This is a genomic window from Nocardiopsis sp. MG754419, assembly GCF_018207095.1.
Lineage (GTDB): Bacteria > Actinomycetota > Actinomycetes > Streptosporangiales > Streptosporangiaceae > Nocardiopsis.
This window is the reverse complement of the sequence record NZ_QOCZ01000013.1, coordinates 25,357-44,474: the sequence shown is the minus strand read 5'-3', so window position 1 is coordinate 44,474 and position 19,118 is coordinate 25,357. Positions and strand designations below refer to the sequence as shown.

Sequence of the window (19,118 nt, the reverse complement as noted above, 5' to 3'; positions counted from 1 at the left end):
CGGGCGCGAACCGTTCGGGGGAGTTCCTGCTATCGCGTTCGGAAGCGGGGTGTGGCCGCCTCATCGTGGTCGGTTCACAGTGGCTCCTTTCGTCGGGCGGGCCCGTCGCCGGCCCCGTTCGGTGCGGGCGCCTGCGGCGCCGTACCGTCCGGGGCGGTCGGGGTGGGAGGTCCGGGTGAGGAGGTGGGAGGCGGTTCGTGAGTCGTGATCGAGCGGAGGAACGACAGGCCGTCCACCGCGATCGCGTCCTGGGAGACGGCCAGGGGCCGCCACACGGACGCGGCCGTGGCGATGGTCACATTGTCCGCAGTGAACGACTCGATGACCAGGGGTCCTGAGTAACTAGATTTACCCAAGTTGCTCACGATGCGTGACCATTCCAGGTGGTCGGCCCCGGGAGCCCCTCGGTCGTTCGCACAAACCTGGACGTGGTGGATCCTTCCCGCGGCGCGGAGGATCGCGTCCGCCACATCCCTCTCCTCGATGTTCATGTGGTACAGGTCCAGCGCCAGCCCGCAGTGCTCCGCGGGCAGGTCGGCCAGGGCCTCCAGTGCCTGGTCCACCGTGTTCAGGACGCTGGTCTCGTACCGGTTCAGTGGTTCGACGGCCACCCGGACCCCCGCGGCCGACGCGTGGTCGACCACGGGGGCGAGCGCCTCGGTGAGCTCCGCGCGCAGCCCCGCCCGCTCGGACGGGGACAGCCGCCACGTACGTCCCACCGAGGCGTAGGCCGGGCCCGCGACGACGGTGGAACCGACCTCCGCCGCGGTGTCCACGACCCGTCTCAGGTAGTCCTGGGTCGCCGCCCGGGTGGCCGGGTCGGTCGCCACCAGCTCCCGACCCGGCCCCATGACCAGGGCGACGCTCGTGTCCAGCCCCAGGCCCTCCAGGAGGATCCGGGCACGCCGGGGGTCCCAGTCACCGATGTTCTCGACCGGCAGTTCCAGCAGGTCGAAACCCCACCCCGAGACACGGAGCGCGATCCGCTCCAGTTCGGTGTCGGTCAGCGGTGACGTCCACACCCACGTGTTGACCCCCAGCGCGCGCATCTACCGGTCCACCCACGCCTCGGGGAAGCCCGGCAGGTCCTCGCCGCCGAACTTGGCGTAGTGCAGGGAGGGCATGTCGGAGTTGCGGTCCAGGTAGTCGTCGAGCTCGTCGTCACGGATCGGCGTCTGCGGAAGGATCCACTCGGCCGGGACCTCCTCGCCCGCCAGGATCATGCCCGCGGCGATCACCGGGGTGCGCCACTGGAAGTTGGAGTACACCGGCGCGATCGCGGTCAGCTCCTCCGACTCCCACTTGCGCATGAAGCTGAGCTCGTCCTCGCCGGCGATCACCGGGTAGGGCTGACCGGCGTCCTCGAAGGCCTCCAGGCCCGCCACGGCGCCGTCACCGGCGTCCATCCAGATGCCGTCGACCTCGCCGCGCTGCAGGTGCTGGGAGACCAGGTCCTTGATCTGCGCGCCGTCGCCCTCGGTGAACTCGAAGCCGAGCACCTCCAGCTCGCTGTCGGCGAAGATCTGCTGGGCGGCCGCCCAACGGTGCTCCAGGACGTCCACGCCGGGCAGGATGCGCAGCGCCAGCACGGTCGAACCCGGGTCCAGGTTCTCCACGAGGAAGTCGGCGGCGTCCGCGCCGTAGGCGTAACCGCCGATCGGGTGGATGAACGTGACCATGCAGTCGCTCTCCACGCCCCGGTCGAAGACGATCACCGGCACGCCGCTCGCGCAGGCGGTCTCCACCGCGGGGGTCAGGGTCGCGGTGGTGGACGGCGAGATGATGATCGCGTCGCAGTCACCGGAGTCCACGAACGCCTGGATGTCGGAGATCTGCTGGTTGTCGTCGTCGGCGGCGTCGGAGCTGTCGAAGCTGCCGATCCGGCCCTCGTCGACCAGCGCCTCCACCTGCTGCTCCATGGTGATGAAGCCGGTCACGCGCCAGGGGTTGGACACCGACGCGTTGGAGAAGCACAGGTGCGCGTCCTCCGGGTCGTCGATGGCGAACTCGGTGGTGTCGACCCAGTCGGGGTCGATCGCCTGCATCCAGGGCTCGTCCTCCGGGCCCTCGGGTTCGATGTCGCGCTGGGCGAGCTGGGTCTCGAACTCCTCCTGGTCGAACCACTGGTCGTCCGGGGTGAGCTCGGCGCCGTTCCCACCGTCCGCGGAGCCTTCGGCCCCGTCGGTGCCCTCGGGCGCGTCGGTCGTACAGGCGCTGAGAAGCAGTGTCAGGCCGGCCACGCCGGCGAGGAGTACGCGGGGTGCGCGCATGGGGGGTTACCTCCTGGAAGAGTCGAGCTGTCGCTCGTCGGGGCGGTCCGGTCGTCTTCGCAGACGTTCCGGTAGACGCAGGTCGCCGCGGCGGGAGGCGTAGGCCACCGCCGCGATGATGATGAGGCCCTGAGCCGTCGGCTGGATCGTCGACGGGAGGTAGAGCTGGTTGAACAGGGTGAAGAGGGCCTCGACGGTGAGGGCGCCGAGGACGGCCGCCACGACCGTTCCGCGGCCACCGCCCAACACCACGCCGCCGAGGACGACGGCCGTGATGGCGGTGAACTCCAACCCCTGGCCGACCTGGGCGGTGACCCCGGCGAAGCCGCCGATGAGGATGGCGGCCACAGTGGCCATGAGTGCGGAGCCGACGAAGGCCAGGGTGCGCACCCGCCACACCCGGACCCCGGAGAAGGCGGCGGCGGTGTCGTTGTCCCCCGCCGCCACCAGGGAGCGTCCGAAGGGCGAACGCATGAGGAGGATCGCTCCGACGGTGACGACCACGGCGATGACCAGCGCCCAGGGGAGCTGACCGATCACCGGGACGCCGTCGAGGCCGTGTCGGCCGAACACGCGGAAGTTCTCCGACAGGGCGCCCGTCGGGGCGCCTCCCGTCCAGTAGCGCACGGCGCCGAAGAGGATCAGCATCGTGCCGAGGGTGGTGATGATCGACGGCACCTTCAGGAGGGTGGTGACCAGGCCGTTGACCAGTCCCACCACGAGACCGAAGAGCAGCATGAGGCCGATCACCGGGAAGGTCAGGGCCTCCTCGCCGTCGATGAGGCGGGCGGCGATCACCACCTGCGCCCCCACGAGGGAGCCCACCGACAGGTCGAACTCACCGGAGACGATCACCAGGTACTGGCCGATCGCGAGGATGACCAGCGGCGCCGCCTTCTTCGCGAACGCCATCAGCGGCGGACCCTCGAAGAACGACGGGTTCTGGGTGGCGATGACCACGAAGATCAGCACCAGCAGCACGGTCACGGTTCCGGTGCCGCCGCGCAGGGCGGTCAGGAACGAGGCCGACCGGCCGCCCGGGGGACGGGTCTCGGCGGTCATCGGGTCCCTCCCTGGGCCGCGGGTTCCGGTGTCGGTCGTGTCGGCGGATCCGGTGGACCCGCGGCCGACGGTGGTGCTCCGCCCGAGGGGAAGCGGAGACGGACGGCGGTGCGGGCGTGCTGGCCGCGGGCGTAGATGGCCACGGCCGCGATGACGATGGCGCCGCGGAGCACGTCCTTGACGAACGGGTCCACCGACAGGGTGTTGAACACGGTGTCCAGGGTGGCGAGGATGAACACGCCCGCCACGGTCCCGGCCACGCCGCCGCGCCCGCCCAGGAGGTAGGTGCCGCCGAGCACGACCGCGGCGATGGCCTCCAGTTCGTAGCCGTTGTTGTAGACCAGCGTGTTGCCGGTGCCGAAGCGCGAGGCCAGCAGCAGGCCGGCGACGCCGGCCATCATGGAGCACAGCACGTGCGCGGTGATGACCGGTAGTTCGGGGCGGATCCCGGACAGGCGCGCGACCTCGGAGTCGCCTCCCACGGCGTACATGTGGAAGCCCATCCGCGTGCGCCGCAGGAACAGGATCGCGACCACGGCCAGCGCCACCATGACCAGCGTGGAGATCGGCAGGACGCCGATCCGGGAGAGCCCGAACGTCTGGAACTCCGCGGGGATGGACCCCGACGGCCCCTGGAACCGGGTGTCGAGGTACCCCTTGATCACCAGCCCCATCCCCAGGGTGGTGATGAACGGGTTGACCCGCAGTTTCGTGATGACCAGCCCGTTGACCAGGCCGATCAGGGCGGCCAGGCCCAACGTGACGCCCACACCGAGGACGATGCGCGAGGGATCGCCCGCCATCGTGATCGCCGCGACCATGGTGGACAGCGCCGCGACGTACCCGACCGAGAGGTCGAGGGAACGGCACAGGATCACCAGGGTCTGGCCGATGGCGAGGAACCCCAGCAGGCTGGAGCGGGTGAACAGGTCGATGGTGTTGGCGGCGGTGAACAGGTTGCGGCCCTGGAAGGCCACGAACAGCGCGCTGACCACCAGCACGACCACCAGGGCCACGTAGACCAGGCCGGTGGTGCCGGTGCGGGCGCGCAGGTCCCTGGAGAAGGAGACGACGGGGTTCACGGCGCGGCCTCCTCACGGTGGGCGGGGGAACCGCCGTTGTCGTTGTCGCCGCCCGGTGCGCGGCCGGGGTCGCCGGGGCCCGTGGTGGGCGCCCCGTCCGTGGCGGACCGGGCCGTCATGGAGGTGATCCGCGGGTCCTCCACCCCCGTCTCGTCGTCGGCCGACTCCGGCGGGGCGCCGGTGGCCAGGGCCATCACGGTCTCCTCGCCGGCGTCGCCCGGCAGTTCGCCCGCGATCCGCCCGTCGTCGAGTACGACGAGGCGGTCGGACATCCCGATGAGCTCGGGGAGTTCGGAGGAGATGAGGACGATCGCGACCCCGGCCGCGGCGAGTTCGCGCATCAGCGTGTACACGGCCTGCTTGGCGCCCACGTCGATGCCGCGCGTGGGTTCGTCCAACACCATGACGCCGGGGTCGGTCGCCAGCCACTTGGCCAGGACGACCTTCTGTTGGTTGCCACCGGACAGGTACTGGACCTCCTGGTGGTGGCCGCCGCGGGCGACCAGTTCCAGGGAGGAGAGGATGCCCGGGATGCGCCGGGCCCCTCGCCCCGAGCCGAACGGCAGGACGGCGTCCAGGACCAGGCGGGCGTTGGCCAGGATCGACTGGTTGAGCAGGAGCCCCTGGGCCTTGCGGTCCTCGGTGACCAGGGCCAGCCCGGCCCGCACCGCCTGTTGCGGTGAGCGCGGGTCGACCCGCCGACCGTCCACGCGCACCTCGCCCCGGGTGAACCGGTCGATGCCGAACAGCGCGTGCGCGATCTCGGTGCGGCCACTGCCCTGGAGTCCGGCCAACCCGACGATCTCGCCGCCGCGCACCTCCAGGTCGATCCCGTCCAACTGTCCGTTGCCGGCCCCGGACACCGACAGCCGTACCTCGCCCACGTGCTCGCCCCGTGGTTCCAGGTGCTCGGGGAAGACGGAGGAGACCGGACGTCCCACCATCTTGCGGACCAGCTCGGCCGGTCGGGTGTCGGCCGCCGCCACCGTGTCCACCAGGTGCCCGTCCTTGAGCACGGTGATGGTGTCGGCCAGGTCGAAGATCTCCTTGAGGCGGTGTGAGACGTAGAGGATGCCCACGCCGCGTTCGCGCAGGCGGCCGATGATGCGGTAGAGGACCTCGACCTCGTGGTCGGCCAGGGCGGCGGTCGGCTCGTCCATCGAGATGACGCGGGCGTCATGGGAGAGCGCCTTGACGATCTCCACCACCTGCTGTTCGGCCACCGACAGGTGCCTGACCTTCGACCAGGGGGCGATGCCCTCCAGCCCGAGGTCGTCCAGGAGCGCGGCCGTGGCCTTCTCCATGGCCCGGTCGTCGACCATGCCCCGGGTACGGGTCTCCCGCCCGAGGAACACGTTCTGGGCGACCGTGCGCTCCGGCAGCAGGTTGAACTCCTGGAAGACGGTGGAGACCCCGGCCCGTTGGGCCTTGACGGGGTGTTCGAAGGAGACCTCCGCGCCGTCCAGGTGGATCCTCCCGGTGTCGGGGCGATGCACACCGGCCAGCACCTTCATCAGGGTGGACTTGCCCGCGCCGTTCTCGCCGACCAGGGCGTGCAGCTCTCCCGAGCGCAGGTCCAGGTCGACCCCGTGCAGGACCCGCACACCCAGGAAGGACTTGCCGATGCCGGTCATCCTGAGCAGGGGCTCGGCGGTCATGCCGGATCCACCCCGTCCACCGACGGGACGTCGACCCAGCGACGTTCCCGCGCCGAGGTCAGCACGGCCTCGGCGAGGACGGCGGTCCGCAGACCGTCGGCGAAGACCGGCAGACCCTCCGGGGTCTCCCCGGCGATGGCGGCGCCGGTGTCGGCGACCAGCGCGTTGAAGCAGTCCTGGTAGCCCTGAGGGTGACCGACCGGAACGTTGACCAGGCGCGCGGCGTCCGGGCTGAGGTCGGGGTCGTCGCGGGAGATGACCCCGGTGCGTGCGCGTCCGCCCGCCCACAGGGTCTCGGGACGCTCTTGGTCGAAGCGCAGGGAGCCCTTCGTCCCGGAGACCTCCAGCGTCAAGTGGTTCTTCCGGCCGGGTGAGACCTGGCTGATCACCGCGGTGCCGACGGTGCCGCCGGCCGTGTCGAACTGGAAGGACACCAGGTCCTCGGTGGTGACGGCGCTGCCGCCGTTCTCCCCGCGGGTGTCGGAGATCCGGGAGGTCTGGGCGCTGACCGCGGTGATGCGGTCCCCGGTGACGAATTCGAGCATGTCGCACCAGTGCGAGCCGATGTCGCCGAAGGCGCGGGTGGGGCCGCCGATGTCGGGGTCGACCCGCCAGTTGCTCTCCTCGGGGTAGAGCAGCCAGTCCTGGAGGTAGCCGCCGTGGGCCAGGCTGACCCGGCCGATGGCGCCGGCGGCGACCCGGGCCCGGGCCTCTCGTGCCATGGGGTGGAAGCGGTAGACGAAGGGCACGACGGCGACCCGGTCGGCCTCCGCGGCGGCGCGGGTGAGTTCACGGGCGGTCGCCGCGTCGGTGGCCAGGGGCTTCTCGCACACCACGTGCTTGCCCGCGGCCAGGGCGGCCAGGCTCAGCGGCGCGTGCAGGTGGTTGGGGGTGCACACGTGCACCACGTCCACGTCGGGACTGTGGATGAGTTCGAGGGCGTCGGCGTGGGCCCGGGCGATGCCGTGGGCGGCGCCGAACCGTTCGGCCTTGGTGTGGGAGGAACCGGCGACCCCGACGACCTCGCCACCGTTGGCGCGGACCGCGTGGGAGTGGACGCGTCCCATGAAGCCGGTGCCGACGACCGCGGCCCGGTAGGCACGGGGGGTGGCCGGCCCGGACGAGGGGTCGCCCAGACTTGTGACCTTCTTCACTGACATGACAGGGACGTTACGTCGGACTTATGACGACGGTCAAGCATAAGTTGCCGGATCTGGACAAATTAGTTGGGCGACGAGTAATCAATAGATCCTGTGATTCACTGGTCGTATGACGGAAGACGCGCTCACCGCAACGGGACCGGGTCCGACCGACCCGCGCACCCCCACGGCCGCGCCCGGCGCCGGCACTCTGCTCCGGCTGCTTCGGGACGGTCGCCCCCGCACCCGCTCCGAACTGGCGTCCGTCACCGGACTGGCCCGCTCCACGGTCACCCAGCGCGTCGACGCGCTCCTGGCCAGCGGCCTCATCGGCCCCGCCGGCGAAGCGGTCTCCACCGGCGGCCGGCCGCCCACGACCTTCTCCTTCCGTCCCGAGGCGCGCGTCGTCCTGGGCGCCGACCTCGGCGCCACCCACGCCCGCCTGGCCCTGACCGACATGTCCGGGACCGTGCTGGCCCAGGACCGCGCGGACCTCGACATCGCCCTCGGGCCCGAGGCCGTCCTCGACTGGGTGGTCGAACACGGCCTCGCCCTGCTGGCCGACTCCGGGCGCGACGTCGACGTGCTCCTCGGACTGGGCATCGGCCTGCCCGGGCCGGTCGAACACTCCACGGGGCGCGCCGTCAACCCGCCGATCATGCCCGGGTGGGACCACTTCGACGTGGCCGGACACGTCAACGCCTCGATCGACCGTCCGGTGCTCGTCGACAACGACGTCAACATCATGGCCCTCGGGGAACACCACGTGGCCTGGCCCGCCGCCGGGCACCTGCTGTTCGTCAAGGTCGCCACCGGCATCGGCTGCGGCATCGTCAGCGAGGGCAGCGTCTACCGCGGTGCGCAGGGGGCCGCCGGCGACATGGGGCACATCCACGTCCCCAACGGCGAGGAACGCCCCTGCCGCTGCGGCAACACCGGCTGTCTGGAGGCCGTGGCCAGCGGGCACGCGCTCGCCGAGGCGCTCACCGCCGAGGGGGTCGCCGCCTCGGGCGCCCGCGACGTGGTGGAACTGTCCCGGGGCGGGTCCGTCCCCGCCCTGCGCGCCCTGCGCCAGGCCGGCCGCGACATCGGCGAGGTCCTGGCCGCCGCCGTCAACATGTTCAACCCGTCCGTCATCGTCATCGGCGGGGCGCTCGCCCTGGCCGGCGACCACCTCCTGGCCGGGGCGCGCGAGATCATCTACCAGCGGTCCCTGCCGCTGGCCACGGAGAACCTCAGCATCGTCTCCTCCAAGGCCGGGGAGAGCGCGGGCGTCATCGGCGCGGCGGTCATGGTCATCGACCACTGCCTCAGCGCCCAACACGCACAGACCCTGGTCGTGGGCTCCTGACGGGTGTCGGAACCCCGGTCGGAGGGTGCGGGCGCGCTCGCCCGGCCGTGGCCCGGGCGGGGTGGTGGTCGGGCCGGTTCCCCGTCCCGCGATGAGTTCCGGCCCCCGTCCTGGTCGGTACCGGTAGGACCAGGGCACCCAGGAGAGGACCGGCGATGACACCCCAGGACGTGGCCGAGGTACTGGACCGGCCGTACGCGCGCGCACTGCTGGACGGCAACCTGGCGAGACTGGCCTACGTGGCCCCGGACGGCACCCCGCGCGTGGTCCCCATCGGGTTCCTGTGGACGCGGGGCACGGTGGTGATGTGCACGTCCCACAACGCGCCCAAGGTGCGCTCGCTCTCGCGTGATCCGCACGCGGCCCTGACCGTCGACACGGTCGAGTTCCCACCGAAGATCCTGCTGCTGCGCGGCACCGTCGGGCTGGAGACCGTGGAGGGGATCCCCGACGAGTACCTGGCGATGAACACGGGCACCATGGACGCCGAGCAGCGCGCGGGCTGGGAGGCCGAGGTGCGCTCGCTCTACCCGCGGATGACGCGGATCACCCTCACGCCCACCTGGGCCAAGCTCATCGACTTCGAGACCACCCTGCCCACCGCCGTCGAGGAACTCGTCCGCGATCGCGCGGCCCACGGCTGACCCGTCCGGGTGCGCCCCGCCGGAGGCGCGCCTCACCATCGGTGCGCACGACGAGGGGGCGGGGCCCGTGCTCAGGCCCCGCCCCCGTGTTCGTACTCGTTCGACCCTGTCCGGTCAGTCGTCCCGGATGCCGTAACGGGCACGTTCCTCCTCCGCCCTCTGCCGCTCGGCGCGTGCGCGCGCCTCGTCGTACTCGGCGTCCTCCTCCATCGCGCGGTAGCGCGTGGGGTCGTACTCCCGCTGGTTCACGTCCGGTAGGACGCCCTCGTGCCGCAGGGCACGGCCGGGTCGGTCGTCGGGGGTTCCCGGGACCCGGCTGATGAGGGCGCTGCGGCCCACGCCGCGCAGCAGCGAGGCGATGGCGATACCGCAGACCAGGTTGATCAGACCCGTGAAGATCTGACTGGAGAGTTCGGCGCCCTGGGTGAAGGGCGTGACGGCCGCGATGGCCGTGGCCAGACCGATGATCCAACCGAAGAACGAGAGCGCCCGCGGTGCCGACAGCAGCAGCATGTGCAGCAGTGCCGTCGCGACCAGAGCGACCAGCCCCGCCATGAGCGCGTAGCCCAGTGTGCCCGCGTCACCCAGGTGGCCGGCCTCCTCAGGGGCCAGGACCGGGATGCCGAAGACCCCGCGGACGATCAGTGTCCCCGCGAAGATCACCAGCGCGGCGACCACCGCGGTGGCCAGACCGCCGGACCAGAGCCGGGTGACATCGACGGCTCGTTCACTTCCGTGTTCGTTCATACCGATATCCCTGGAATAGGGTGGTAATTCGGTCGTAGCCCACATACCCGCAGCTCCGTGGCGGTAACCCGAGCGTGGAACACTGTGGTCATGGCTCCTTTCGCGCACGCCCGCGTCAACCTGGACGCGATCACCTCCAACGCCCGGCTGCTCCGCGAGCTGGCCGGAGGGACACCTCTCATGGGTGTGGTCAAGGCCGACGGGTACGGGCACGGCATGCTTCCGGCGGCCCGGGCCCTCGTCGCGGGCGGGGCGACCTGGTTGGGCACCGCGTTCATCAAGGAGGCCCTGGAACTGCGCCGGGCCGGCATCACCGTCCCGGTGATGTCCTGGATCATCCCGCCGGGCGAACCCGTGGGGGAGGCCATCGAGGCCGACATCGACCTCGGGGTCAGCGACCGCGCGGTGCTGGACGAGGTGATCGACCAGGCCCGACGTCGGGGCGGGGTGGCCCGTGTCCAGCTCAAGGCCGACTCCGGGCTCAACCGCGGTGGCGTGGCCCGCGCCGACTGGGAGCCGGTGGTCGCGGCCGCGGCCCTGGCGGAGGAGGAGGGGATCCTCAAGGTCACCGGGGTGTGGTCGCACTTCGCCTGCGCCGACGAGCCGGGACACCCGTCGATCCGGGCACAGCTGGACGTGTTCCACGAGGCGCTGGAGATCGTCGAGAAGGCGGGGCTGCGCCCCGAGGTCCGGCACATCGCCAACTCGGCCGCGCTGCTGACCCTGCCCGAGGCCCGCTTCGATCTCGTCCGCGGTGGGATCGCGAGTTATGGTCTCTGTCCGATTCCCGGTTTTGACGTGCCCGGATTGCGGCCCGCGATGACCCTCGCCTCGAAGGTCGCCCTCACCAAGCGGGTCCCCGCCGGCAGCGGCGTCTCCTATGGTCACCGATACGTGACCGAGAGCGAGACCTCCCTGGCCCTGGTGCCCCTGGGTTACGCCGACGGCGTCCCCCGGGCCGCCACCAACAAGGGTCCCGTGCTCATCGGTGGACGCCGGCGCATCATCGCGGGAACAGTCTGCATGGACCAGTTCGTTGTCGATATCGAGAACGACACCGTGGCGGCCGGCGAGTACGCGGTACTGTTCGGCGATCCGGGCGAGCTCACCGACGCTCCCACCGCCGAGGACTGGGCCGAGGTCCTGGACACCATCCCGTACGAGATCGTCACGCGGATCGGTGCGCGCGTGCCGCGCGAGTACGTCGGCGGTCCGTGACGCATTCGCCGATATCGGTCACGAACGTCCCCCACCCCACCTAACCTGGGTGAAGAGGGAACTTCGACGCGACCCACGGCCGCCCGCATCCACCACCGGAACCAGCTGCGAGTCACATGACCAACACCACAGCCACCACCACCGGCGTGCCCCACGTCCACGCGGTCACCGCCGCCACCGACGATGCCATGCGCGCCCTCGGCCGTGACCTCGCCGCGCTCACCCGCCCCGGAGACCTGCTGATCCTCTCGGGGCCCCTGGGCGCGGGCAAGACCACCTTCACCCAGGGTCTCGGCCAGGGCCTGGGGGTCCGCGGATCGGTCACCTCGCCCACCTTCGTCATCTCCCGGATCCACCCGTCCCTGAACGGCGGACCCGCCCTGGTGCACGTGGACGCCTACCGGCTCGGCGGTCCCGACGAGATCGACGACATCGATCTGGACATGACCCTCCCGGAGTCCGTCACCGTCGTCGAGTGGGGCGAGGACGTGGCGGAGGGACTGTCCGACGACCGGCTCGGGATCCGGATCGAACGTCACCCCGACGACACCCGCACCGTCCACCTGCGCCCGGTCGGCGCCCGGTGGGCCGACATCGACCTGCCCGGCACCGCGGCCGGGCGCGGATAGGCGGAACACCCGTGCTGCTCCTGGCCTTCGACACCGCCACCCCGGCGGTCACCGCAGCCATCGGTGAGACCGACACCGACGGCGCCTTCACCCTGCGTGCGAGCGCGGGATCCGTGGACGCCCGGCGCCACGGCGAACTCCTCACCCCCACGGTGCAGGAGCTGCTCACCGAGGCCGGGCTCACCCTCGCCGACCTCGACCACGTCGCCGTGGGTGTGGGCCCGGGCCCCTACACGGGCCTGCGGGTCGGTCTGGCCACCGGCCACGCGCTCGCCGACGCCCTGGGCATCCCGTGCCACGGTGTGGTCACCCTGGACGCGCTGGCCTTCGCCACCAAGCGCACCGACCCCTTCCTCGGCATGACCGACGCCCGCCGCAAGGAGGTGTTCTGGGCGCGCTACGACGACCACCTCACCCGTGTGGGCGGGGTGCGGGTCGACCGGCCCTCGGAGATCGACACCGAGGGGCTGCCCCTGGTCGGGGACGGCGCCCGCATGTACACCGAGGCCCTGGGCGCCCCCGCCGAGGAGCCGTACCTGCCGGACGCCGCCGCCATGGCCGAACTGGCGCTGCTGCGTCTGCACCGCGGGGAGAAGCTCCCCGACCCCAACCCCCTCTACCTGCGCCGGCCCGACGCCGTCGAACCCGGTGCGCCGAAGAAGGTCCGCCAGTGGGTGAAGTGACCGAGCGGCCGACCCTGCGTCCGATGACCGACGGAGACGTCCCGGCCGTCCTCGACCTGGAACGGCGGCTGTTCCCGCTCGACGCCTGGAGCGAGGGCATGCTGCGCGACGAACTCGCCGAGACCGCCACCCGTCACTACGTGGTGGCCGAGTCCGACGACGGGCTCGTCGGCTACGCCGGACTGCGTTTCGTGCCGCCCGAGGGCGACGTACAGACCATGGCCGTGGCGGAGACGTCCTGGGGGAGGGGGATCGGTCGGGCCCTGCTCACCGAACTCCTCGCGCAGGGCGCCGAGCGCGGTGTCACGCGGACGTTCCTGGAGGTGCGCTCGGACAACCCGCGCGCCCAGGACCTGTACCGACGTTTCGGCTTCGTCGAGATCGGTGTGCGACGGGGCTATTACCAGGGTGCGGACGCCATCGTCATGCGTCGCGTCGAGGAGGAGGGAACCCCCGAGGTTCCGGAGGGGGGAACCCATGAGTGAGCCGTTGATCCTGGGGATCGAGACGTCCTGTGACGAGACCGGGGTCGCGCTGGTGCGCGGCTGTGAACTGCTCGGGGACTCGGTGGCCTCCAGCGTCGACCAGCACGTGCGGTTCGGCGGGGTCGTCCCCGAGGTGGCCAGCCGCGCCCACCTGGAGGCGATGACGCCCACGGTGCGCCGCGCGCTGGAGGGGGCCGGGGTCACCCTGGCCGACGTCGACGCGGTCGCCGTCACCGCCGGCCCCGGCCTGGCCGGTGCCCTGTTGGTGGGGGTGTCCGCGGCCAAGGCCTACGCCATGGCCCTCGACAAGCCCCTGTACGGGGTCAACCACCTGGTCGGTCACGTGGCCGTGGACCAGTTGGAGCACGGACCGCTGCCCAAGCCGTCGATCGCCCTGCTGGTGTCGGGCGGGCACACCTCGCTGCTGCTGGTCAACGACCTGGCCACGGACGTGGTCTCGCTCGGCGACACCGTCGACGACGCCGCGGGGGAGGCCTACGACAAGGTCGCCAGGCTCCTCGAACTGCCCTATCCGGGCGGTCCGCCCATCGACCAGGCCGCGCAGCGCGGCAACCCCAAGTCCCTCCGCTTCCCCCGCGGTAAGTGGGGCGACGGCACCTACGACTTCTCCTTCTCCGGGCTGAAGACCGCCGTGGCGCGCCACGTGGAGGACGCCGACCGTCGGGGCGATCCCCTGGTGGTCGCCGACATCGCCGCCGCCTTCCAGGAGTCGGTCGTGGACGTACTGACCCGCAAGGCCGTCGACGCCTGCGTGGAGCACGGGGTGAGCACCCTGGTGATCAGTGGCGGTGTGGCCGCCAACTCGGCGCTGCGGGCCCTGGCCGGACAGCGCTGCGCGGAGGCCGGTATCGAGCTGCGGGTCCCCCGGCCCCGCCTGTGCACCGACAACGGGGCGATGATCGCCGCGCTGGGCGCCGAGGTGGTGAAGGCGGGCCTGCCGCCGTCGTCGTTGGGGTTGGCGACCGACACCTCCCTGCCGGTGGAGTACCCGCTGGCCGTGTGAGCCGTGGATCGAGGGCCCCGTCGTGGACACGGCGGGGCCCTCGGCCGTGTGCGAGCTCGTGACCGGTGGGCGGGCCGCTCGTCTTCGAGGCGGCGTCGCGCCCGGGGAGTGGTGCCCGTGGAGCGGTGGTGCGACGCACCGGCTCTGGAATCCGGCTCGGGCGGCGTGGTTGGGTATGGGCATGTTCGCCATCACCGCAGCCCGCATCTCGTTCGACGACCCCCTCTCCGGCCTGGAGGTCGGTGAGCGCCCCGACCCCGAACCCCGCGAGGGGTGGACGACCGTCCAGGTCAGGGCCGCCGCGCTCAACCACCACGACATCTGGAGCCTGCGCGGCGTCGCGCTGCAGGAGGACCGCCTTCCGATGATCCTGGGCGGCGACGCCGCCGGGATCGACGAGGACGGCAACGAGGTGATCGTGCACAGCGTGATCACCGAGCCGGCGGTGCCGGGGAAGTCGCCGCGGTTCTCCCTGCTCTCGGAGATCCACGACGGCACACTCGCCGAGAAGGTGCTCGTGCCCCGGGAGAACCTCGTCCCCAAGCCCCCGGAACTGTCCTTCGAGGAAGCCGCCTGCCTGCCCACCGCCTGGCTGACCGCGTACAGCATGCTGTTCGGCAAGGCCGACCTGCGCCCCGGCTCCACCGTGCTGGTCCAGGGTGCCGGCGGTGGCGTCTCGGTCGCGCTCATCACCCTGGCGGCCCGGGTCGGCCACCGGGTCTACGTGACCGGTCGTGACGAGACCAAGCGCGCCAAGGCCCTGGAACTGGGCGCCTACGCGGCGCTTCCGCCGGGCGAGCGGCTTCCGGAGAAGGTCGACGTGGTGTTCGACTCGGTGGGTCAGGCCACCTGGAAGCACTCGATCCGCGCGCTCAAGCCGGGGGGCGCCATCGTCACCTGCGGGGCCACCAGCGGTGACGCGTCGCCCGCCGAGCTGTCCCGGGTGTTCTTCCTGCAACTGCGGGTGCTGGGTTCGACGATGGGCACCAAGGAGGAGCTGGCGGCCCTCACCGAGATGTGCGTGCGCACCGGCATCCGGCCGGCGATCGATCGGGTGCTGCCGCTCAAGGAGGCCGTGGAGGGCTTCCGGGCGATGGAGGAGGGCCGGCTCTTCGGCAAGATCGTGCTGACCCCCTGAACGTGCGGCGGGGCCCGGAGCGTGATCGCTCCGGGCCCCGCGCTCATCCCGTCGGGTGATCGGGCAGGTGACTACTCGTCGTCGTCCTCGTCGCGGCGACGCTTCTTCTTGCCCTCACGGCCCGGACGCAGCAGCGCCTCGGCCAGGGCCAGCACCGTCTCCTCCAGGGAGGCGAACCGCTTGGTGATGTCGTCGTGCGAGTTCTCCACCGCCTCGGTCACGGTCTCCTCGAACTCGTGGCGGTCCGGACGCTGCTTGAGCTCGCGCAGGACGGGCTCCACCGCGGTGGTGACGTGCGTGTCGATCTCGTCGAGCTTGTCGGCGTGGTCGGGCATCGGGCGGTCCACCAGCTCGGTGAGGCGACGGTGCACCTCACTGACCTCCAGGGTCTGCGGGAGCTGGTTGAGGCGCTGGTTGAGCGCCTCCAGCCGGTCGTCGATGGCCTCCATGCGACCGTCGACGCCCTCGAAGTGGCCGCTGACGCCCTCGAACTTGCCCTCGACGCCGTTGACCCGGCCGTCGATGCCGTCCAGGCGACCGTTGACGCCGTCCAGACGCCCGTCCACCCGGTCGATCTTGCCCTCGACGCTCTCGAAGCTGCCCTCGAAGTGACCCTCGAAGGTGTCGAACCGGTCGGTGAGCCGGCCCAGTTCGTGGTCGACCTTGCCGGTGATCTGCGACAGGTGGTTGTCCACCTTGCCGGTGAGGGCCTCGCGGTGCCGCTCCAGCCGCTCGTCGAGCGCGCCCCGGTGGCTCTCGGTCTGCTCGGTGAGGGCCTCGGTGAGCGTCTGGTGCCGCTCCTCGGACTCCGTGGCGAGCCGCTCGTGCGCCTCCTGGACGGAGGTGCGCAGCTCGGCCAGGTCCGTGGCGGTCTTCTCGGTGTCCTCGGCGACCTTGGCGGCCAGGGCGTCGGCACGCTTGCCGACGGTCTCGCGCAGGCTCTGCGCGGTGGTCTCGGCGTGCTCGCGGGTCTCGGTCCGACCCAGCTCGATCTGTTCGTCCAGTTCGGACAGCCGCTGACGCAGGTGGGTGCGCAGGTCGTTGAGGGAGGACTCGTGGTTCTCCCGCAGCTTGGAGAGGGTCCCGGTGACGTCGGCGACGGCCGCGGTGGTCTCGGCGTGGTTCTCCTCGGCCTGGGTGCTGAGGTGACCGACGCTCTCGGTGAACTTGCCGCTGAGGGCCTCGTGCCGCTCTGCGGCGGCGGTCTCGACCGACTTCAGCGCGGCGTCGAGGCCGTCGTGGCGCTCGCCGGACGCGGTGGCCAGGGCCTTGAGCTCCTCGGTGAGGCTCGTGTGACGCTCCTCCGAGGCCGTGGTGAGGTCCTTGAGTCCCTCGGCCAGCGCCTCGTGGCGCTCGCCCAGTTCGCCGGTGTTCTCCTGGAGACGGGCCAGCAGGGTCTCGTTCTGCTCGGTGACGCTCTCCTCCACGAGGGTGCGCAGCTCGGCGGTGCGCTCCCCGAGGGTGGAAGTGATCTCGGCGCGGCTCTCCCGGACGGCCTCACGGGTCTGCTCGACCGCGCTGTCCAGAGCGTCCTTGCTCTCGGTCAGGGTGCCGGTGAGCTCCTCGTGGCGCTCGCCGAGGGTGGTGTCCAGCGCGGAGAGGGCGGCCTCGATGGCCTCGGTCCGTCCGTGGAGGGTCTCCAGGGCGGTGTCCAGGGCGTCCAAGCGGGTGCCGACGGTCTCGCTCAGCGAGGTGACGCGCTCGCCGACCTCCACGACCTGCTCGGCCGTGCGGGTGCCGGTCTCGCCCATGCGCTGGAGACGGGTCAGCGCGGTGTCGAGGTGCCCGGCGATGCGGTGGGTGTCCGCGCGCAGGGACGACATGTCCGAGAGGGGCTTGACCTGTTGTCCGACGACCTCGATGTGCTCGGCGAGGGCCTCGGCCCACTCCGGCGGACGGGCCAGGAAGTCGTCGATCCGACCGTCGACCGCGGTGATGGACTCGGAGAGGGAGGTGAGCTCACGCTCGCGTAGTTCGCGGAGCAGCCACTCCATTCCCTCGAGGCGCTGGCGCATCTCCTCGCTGACGGCACCCTGGGACTTCTGTTCCGAGACGTGTTCCTGGGCGGCCTGGGACAGGAGGTCGCGCATCCGGTCGGAGACACCGGCCTGACCTCCCCCATTGAGGAAGTTGTGATTGGTCTGTTCCACCGAGGTGCTCCTTATGGTTCTGGCGCTCCCGCCCTCGCCCGGTTCATCGGACGGTGGAGGTTTCCGGGAGGGCGGGTTCTCGATGGTCCCCGGGCGGGCGGCGTTTCGCGCCATCTGTGTCCCACTGTGACGAAAGTGTGACTCTGCGTACACATAGGAGGCGTGGGCACTGTGCAGGCTGAACCGCGATGCGGAACCAACAAGCACGGCCTTCCGGGGGAACCCATGAGAAGGGAAAGAATGCAGCGGTCGCCAGTTTAACGACATCACCCGGAGCAACCAGCGGGGACCGCCAAAGATGTCGATGTGTGAGGTAACGATATGGTCCGCGCGGTGTGGGCGTCATGCGCACGATTGGGCGTCCGGTGTACCCGCTCGGGGTCTCCGCTGCGCTTCGGTCCGGGGAGCCGGGCGTCCCTTGCGTCTCCTGCGGCGGGGCCGTGTGCGCGGAACACGCCGGTGGCCCGGTGCGCGGGGCCGACCTCTACGCGCCGATGGTCTCCCGGCAGAGCAGGGAGAACGGTTTCTCCCCGATGCGGGTGAGCACGACCGTCATCGATGCCGACCCGGAGGGCTTCAGGTCCCGGCGGAGTTTCTCGGTGTCCACCGCCGAACCCCGCTTCTTGATCGTGATCGTGCCCGCCCCGTGCGCCCGCACCGAGGAGCGCAGTCGCTTCAGCGAGAACGGCGCGCACTCCACCACCTCCAGCACCCGCCACAGGGGGGAGACCTCGGCCCGATCCGAGGTGAAGTACGCGATGCGCTCGTCCAGCAGAGCCCCGTCCACCCGTGCGGCCGCCTCCGCCACCAGGTGGGAGCGCACCACCGCCGGGTCCGGGTCGTACAGGTACCGCCGCGCCGCGGCCACCGGTGCGGGGCCCAGGTCCGGTTTGGCGTCCAGGTGCGCGATCGACCCCTCGGCCGCCCGCAGGCCGGGGCGTTCGTGCAGCACCGTGGCGCGTCGTCGTGGCCCCTCGGCCAGGGCCCCGAACCACAGGGCCGTCTCCTTGAGTTCGCCGTCCACCGAGATCCACTCGGCGGAGGCGGCCGGCGACAGGACCTCGTGCGGGATACCGGGAGCCGCCTTCAGGCAGGCCGCTCCGGCCGCCTCCGCCAACGCGGTGGCCACGTTCCACGGAGGTGAGTAGGCCGACGGGTCGAACACCCGGCCACGCCCGCCTCGCCGGGCCGGGTCGCAGAAGACCAGGGGATAGGCGCCCCGGTCGGCCTCGTTCACGTCGCCCCGACGCACACGTGCGAGATCGGCCACCCCGAGCGCCGCGATGTTGGCGCGGGCCACCGCCACCGTCAGCGGGTCGGCGTCCACCCCCTCCACCGGGACGCCCTCGGCGGCCAGGGCCAGCAGGTCGGCCCCCACACCACAGCACAGGTCGCCCGCGGTCGCCTCGTCGGAGCCGGCGTGCCCCAGGACGGTCCCGGCCACGTCGGCGACCCGTGCGGCGCGGTAGGCCGCCACCGAGCCCCGGGTGGACTGTTCCAGGCCGTGGGGGGTGAAGAACATGTGGGCGGCGCGGTCGCCGAACTTGGCGCGCCCGCGCTCCCGGAGCCCCACCTGGGTCATCAGTGCGTTGACCAGTTCGGAGACCGGGAGGTCCGGGTCCAGCGCGGCCACCGCCGGGTCGGCGCGCAGCCGGGAGGCGGTCGCCAGGGGATCCGCGGCCACCGCCGAGGGGTCCACCTCCGCCAGGACCGCGCGCCCCGCGTCGGTGAGCAGGGCCGAGAAGGCGGGAAGGTGCATGGATCCTCCAGCGTTGGGCACGACGAGGTGGCGAGCCCGCCCGCATGACCTGGCCCCCCGCCACATTTCCATTCTGGCA

Annotated in this window: 17 protein-coding genes; 8 read left to right on the top strand and 9 right to left on the bottom strand. The window is 71.5% G+C overall.

Annotated elements, in window-relative coordinates:
* Nucleotides 1-74 precede the first annotated feature (74 nt).
* The 6 genes from DSY14_RS04325 to DSY14_RS04300 are packed head-to-tail and all read right to left on the bottom strand — an operon-like array spanning nt 75 to nt 7,226.
* Entirely contained in the window at nt 75-1,049 is a 975-nt protein-coding gene (locus tag DSY14_RS04325; protein WP_211715126.1) for a sugar phosphate isomerase/epimerase, read from the bottom strand.
* Complete coding sequence (locus tag DSY14_RS04320; protein WP_211715125.1) at nt 1,050-2,270, bottom strand: substrate-binding domain-containing protein; 1,221 nt, start codon at nt 2,268-2,270, stop codon at nt 1,050-1,052.
* A 6-nt stretch (nt 2,271-2,276) separates the two neighbouring features.
* Entirely contained in the window at nt 2,277-3,332 is a 1,056-nt protein-coding gene (locus tag DSY14_RS04315; protein WP_211715124.1) for an ABC transporter permease, read from the bottom strand.
* Nucleotides 3,329-4,414: an ABC transporter permease gene (locus tag DSY14_RS04310; protein ID WP_211715123.1), complete on the bottom strand. Its 1,086-nt coding sequence runs from the start codon at nt 4,412-4,414 to the stop codon at nt 3,329-3,331. Before DSY14_RS04310 ends, DSY14_RS04315 begins: the two co-directional genes overlap by 4 nt.
* On the bottom strand, nt 4,411-6,072 hold the full coding sequence (locus DSY14_RS04305; protein ID WP_211715122.1) for a sugar ABC transporter ATP-binding protein: 1,662 nt from the start codon (nt 6,070-6,072) through the stop codon (nt 4,411-4,413). The genes DSY14_RS04310 and DSY14_RS04305 overlap by 4 nt, the downstream gene beginning before the upstream one ends.
* A complete protein-coding gene (locus DSY14_RS04300) occupies nt 6,069-7,226 on the bottom strand; it encodes a Gfo/Idh/MocA family protein (RefSeq protein ID WP_211715141.1) in 1,158 nt (385 codons plus the stop codon). Before DSY14_RS04300 ends, DSY14_RS04305 begins: the two co-directional genes overlap by 4 nt.
* Nucleotides 7,227-7,341: 115 nt before the next feature.
* Here DSY14_RS04300 and DSY14_RS04295 point away from each other — a divergent pair, with 115 nt between their 5' ends.
* Nucleotides 7,342-8,562, top strand: a complete 1,221-nt coding sequence (locus tag DSY14_RS04295) for an ROK family transcriptional regulator (protein WP_211715121.1) — start codon at nt 7,342-7,344, stop codon at nt 8,560-8,562.
* A 155-nt stretch (nt 8,563-8,717) separates the two neighbouring features.
* Nucleotides 8,718-9,206: a pyridoxamine 5'-phosphate oxidase family protein gene (locus DSY14_RS04290; protein WP_211715120.1), complete on the top strand. Its 489-nt coding sequence runs from the start codon at nt 8,718-8,720 to the stop codon at nt 9,204-9,206.
* Nucleotides 9,207-9,320: 114 nt separating this feature from the next.
* On the opposite strand, the gene DSY14_RS04285 is transcribed toward DSY14_RS04290, so the two are convergent.
* On the bottom strand, nt 9,321-9,953 hold the full coding sequence (locus tag DSY14_RS04285) for a DUF6069 family protein (protein ID WP_211715119.1): 633 nt from the start codon (nt 9,951-9,953) through the stop codon (nt 9,321-9,323).
* Nucleotides 9,954-10,043: 90 nt separating this feature from the next.
* Between DSY14_RS04285 and alr the strand changes: the two genes are divergently transcribed.
* From alr to DSY14_RS04255, 6 genes are all read left to right on the top strand, one after another.
* The gene (gene alr / locus DSY14_RS04280; RefSeq protein ID WP_211715118.1) at nt 10,044-11,171 is read left to right on the top strand and encodes an alanine racemase; all 1,128 of its coding nucleotides are present in this window, start codon (nt 10,044-10,046) and stop codon (nt 11,169-11,171) included.
* A 116-nt stretch (nt 11,172-11,287) separates the two neighbouring features.
* Nucleotides 11,288-11,800, top strand: coding sequence for a tRNA (adenosine(37)-N6)-threonylcarbamoyltransferase complex ATPase subunit type 1 TsaE (gene tsaE, locus DSY14_RS04275; protein ID WP_211715117.1), 513 nt, complete (start codon nt 11,288-11,290; stop codon nt 11,798-11,800).
* Between the two features lie 11 nt (nt 11,801-11,811).
* Nucleotides 11,812-12,483, top strand: a complete 672-nt coding sequence (gene tsaB / locus DSY14_RS04270) for a tRNA (adenosine(37)-N6)-threonylcarbamoyltransferase complex dimerization subunit type 1 TsaB (protein ID WP_211715116.1) — start codon at nt 11,812-11,814, stop codon at nt 12,481-12,483.
* Between the two features lie 23 nt (nt 12,484-12,506).
* Nucleotides 12,507-12,968 (top strand): ribosomal protein S18-alanine N-acetyltransferase, encoded by a 462-nt coding sequence (gene rimI, locus DSY14_RS04265; protein WP_211715115.1) that lies wholly within the window; start codon nt 12,507-12,509, stop codon nt 12,966-12,968.
* On the top strand, nt 12,961-13,992 hold the full coding sequence (gene tsaD / locus DSY14_RS04260; protein WP_211715114.1) for a tRNA (adenosine(37)-N6)-threonylcarbamoyltransferase complex transferase subunit TsaD: 1,032 nt from the start codon (nt 12,961-12,963) through the stop codon (nt 13,990-13,992). The genes rimI and tsaD overlap by 8 nt, the downstream gene beginning before the upstream one ends.
* A gap of 181 nt (nt 13,993-14,173) precedes the next feature.
* Nucleotides 14,174-15,130, top strand: a complete 957-nt coding sequence (locus DSY14_RS04255) for a zinc-binding dehydrogenase (protein WP_211715113.1) — start codon at nt 14,174-14,176, stop codon at nt 15,128-15,130.
* A 71-nt stretch (nt 15,131-15,201) separates the two neighbouring features.
* Here the strand turns inward: DSY14_RS04255 and DSY14_RS04250 are convergent, their stop codons facing one another.
* Together DSY14_RS04250 and DSY14_RS04245 are read right to left on the bottom strand one after the other, a co-directional pair.
* Nucleotides 15,202-17,280, bottom strand: coding sequence for a hypothetical protein (locus DSY14_RS04250; protein ID WP_211715112.1), 2,079 nt, complete (start codon nt 17,278-17,280; stop codon nt 15,202-15,204).
* Between the two features lie 484 nt (nt 17,281-17,764).
* Nucleotides 17,765-19,039, bottom strand: a complete 1,275-nt coding sequence (locus tag DSY14_RS04245; protein ID WP_211715111.1) for an SAM-dependent methyltransferase — start codon at nt 19,037-19,039, stop codon at nt 17,765-17,767.
* Between the last annotated feature and the right edge of the window lie 79 nt (nt 19,040-19,118).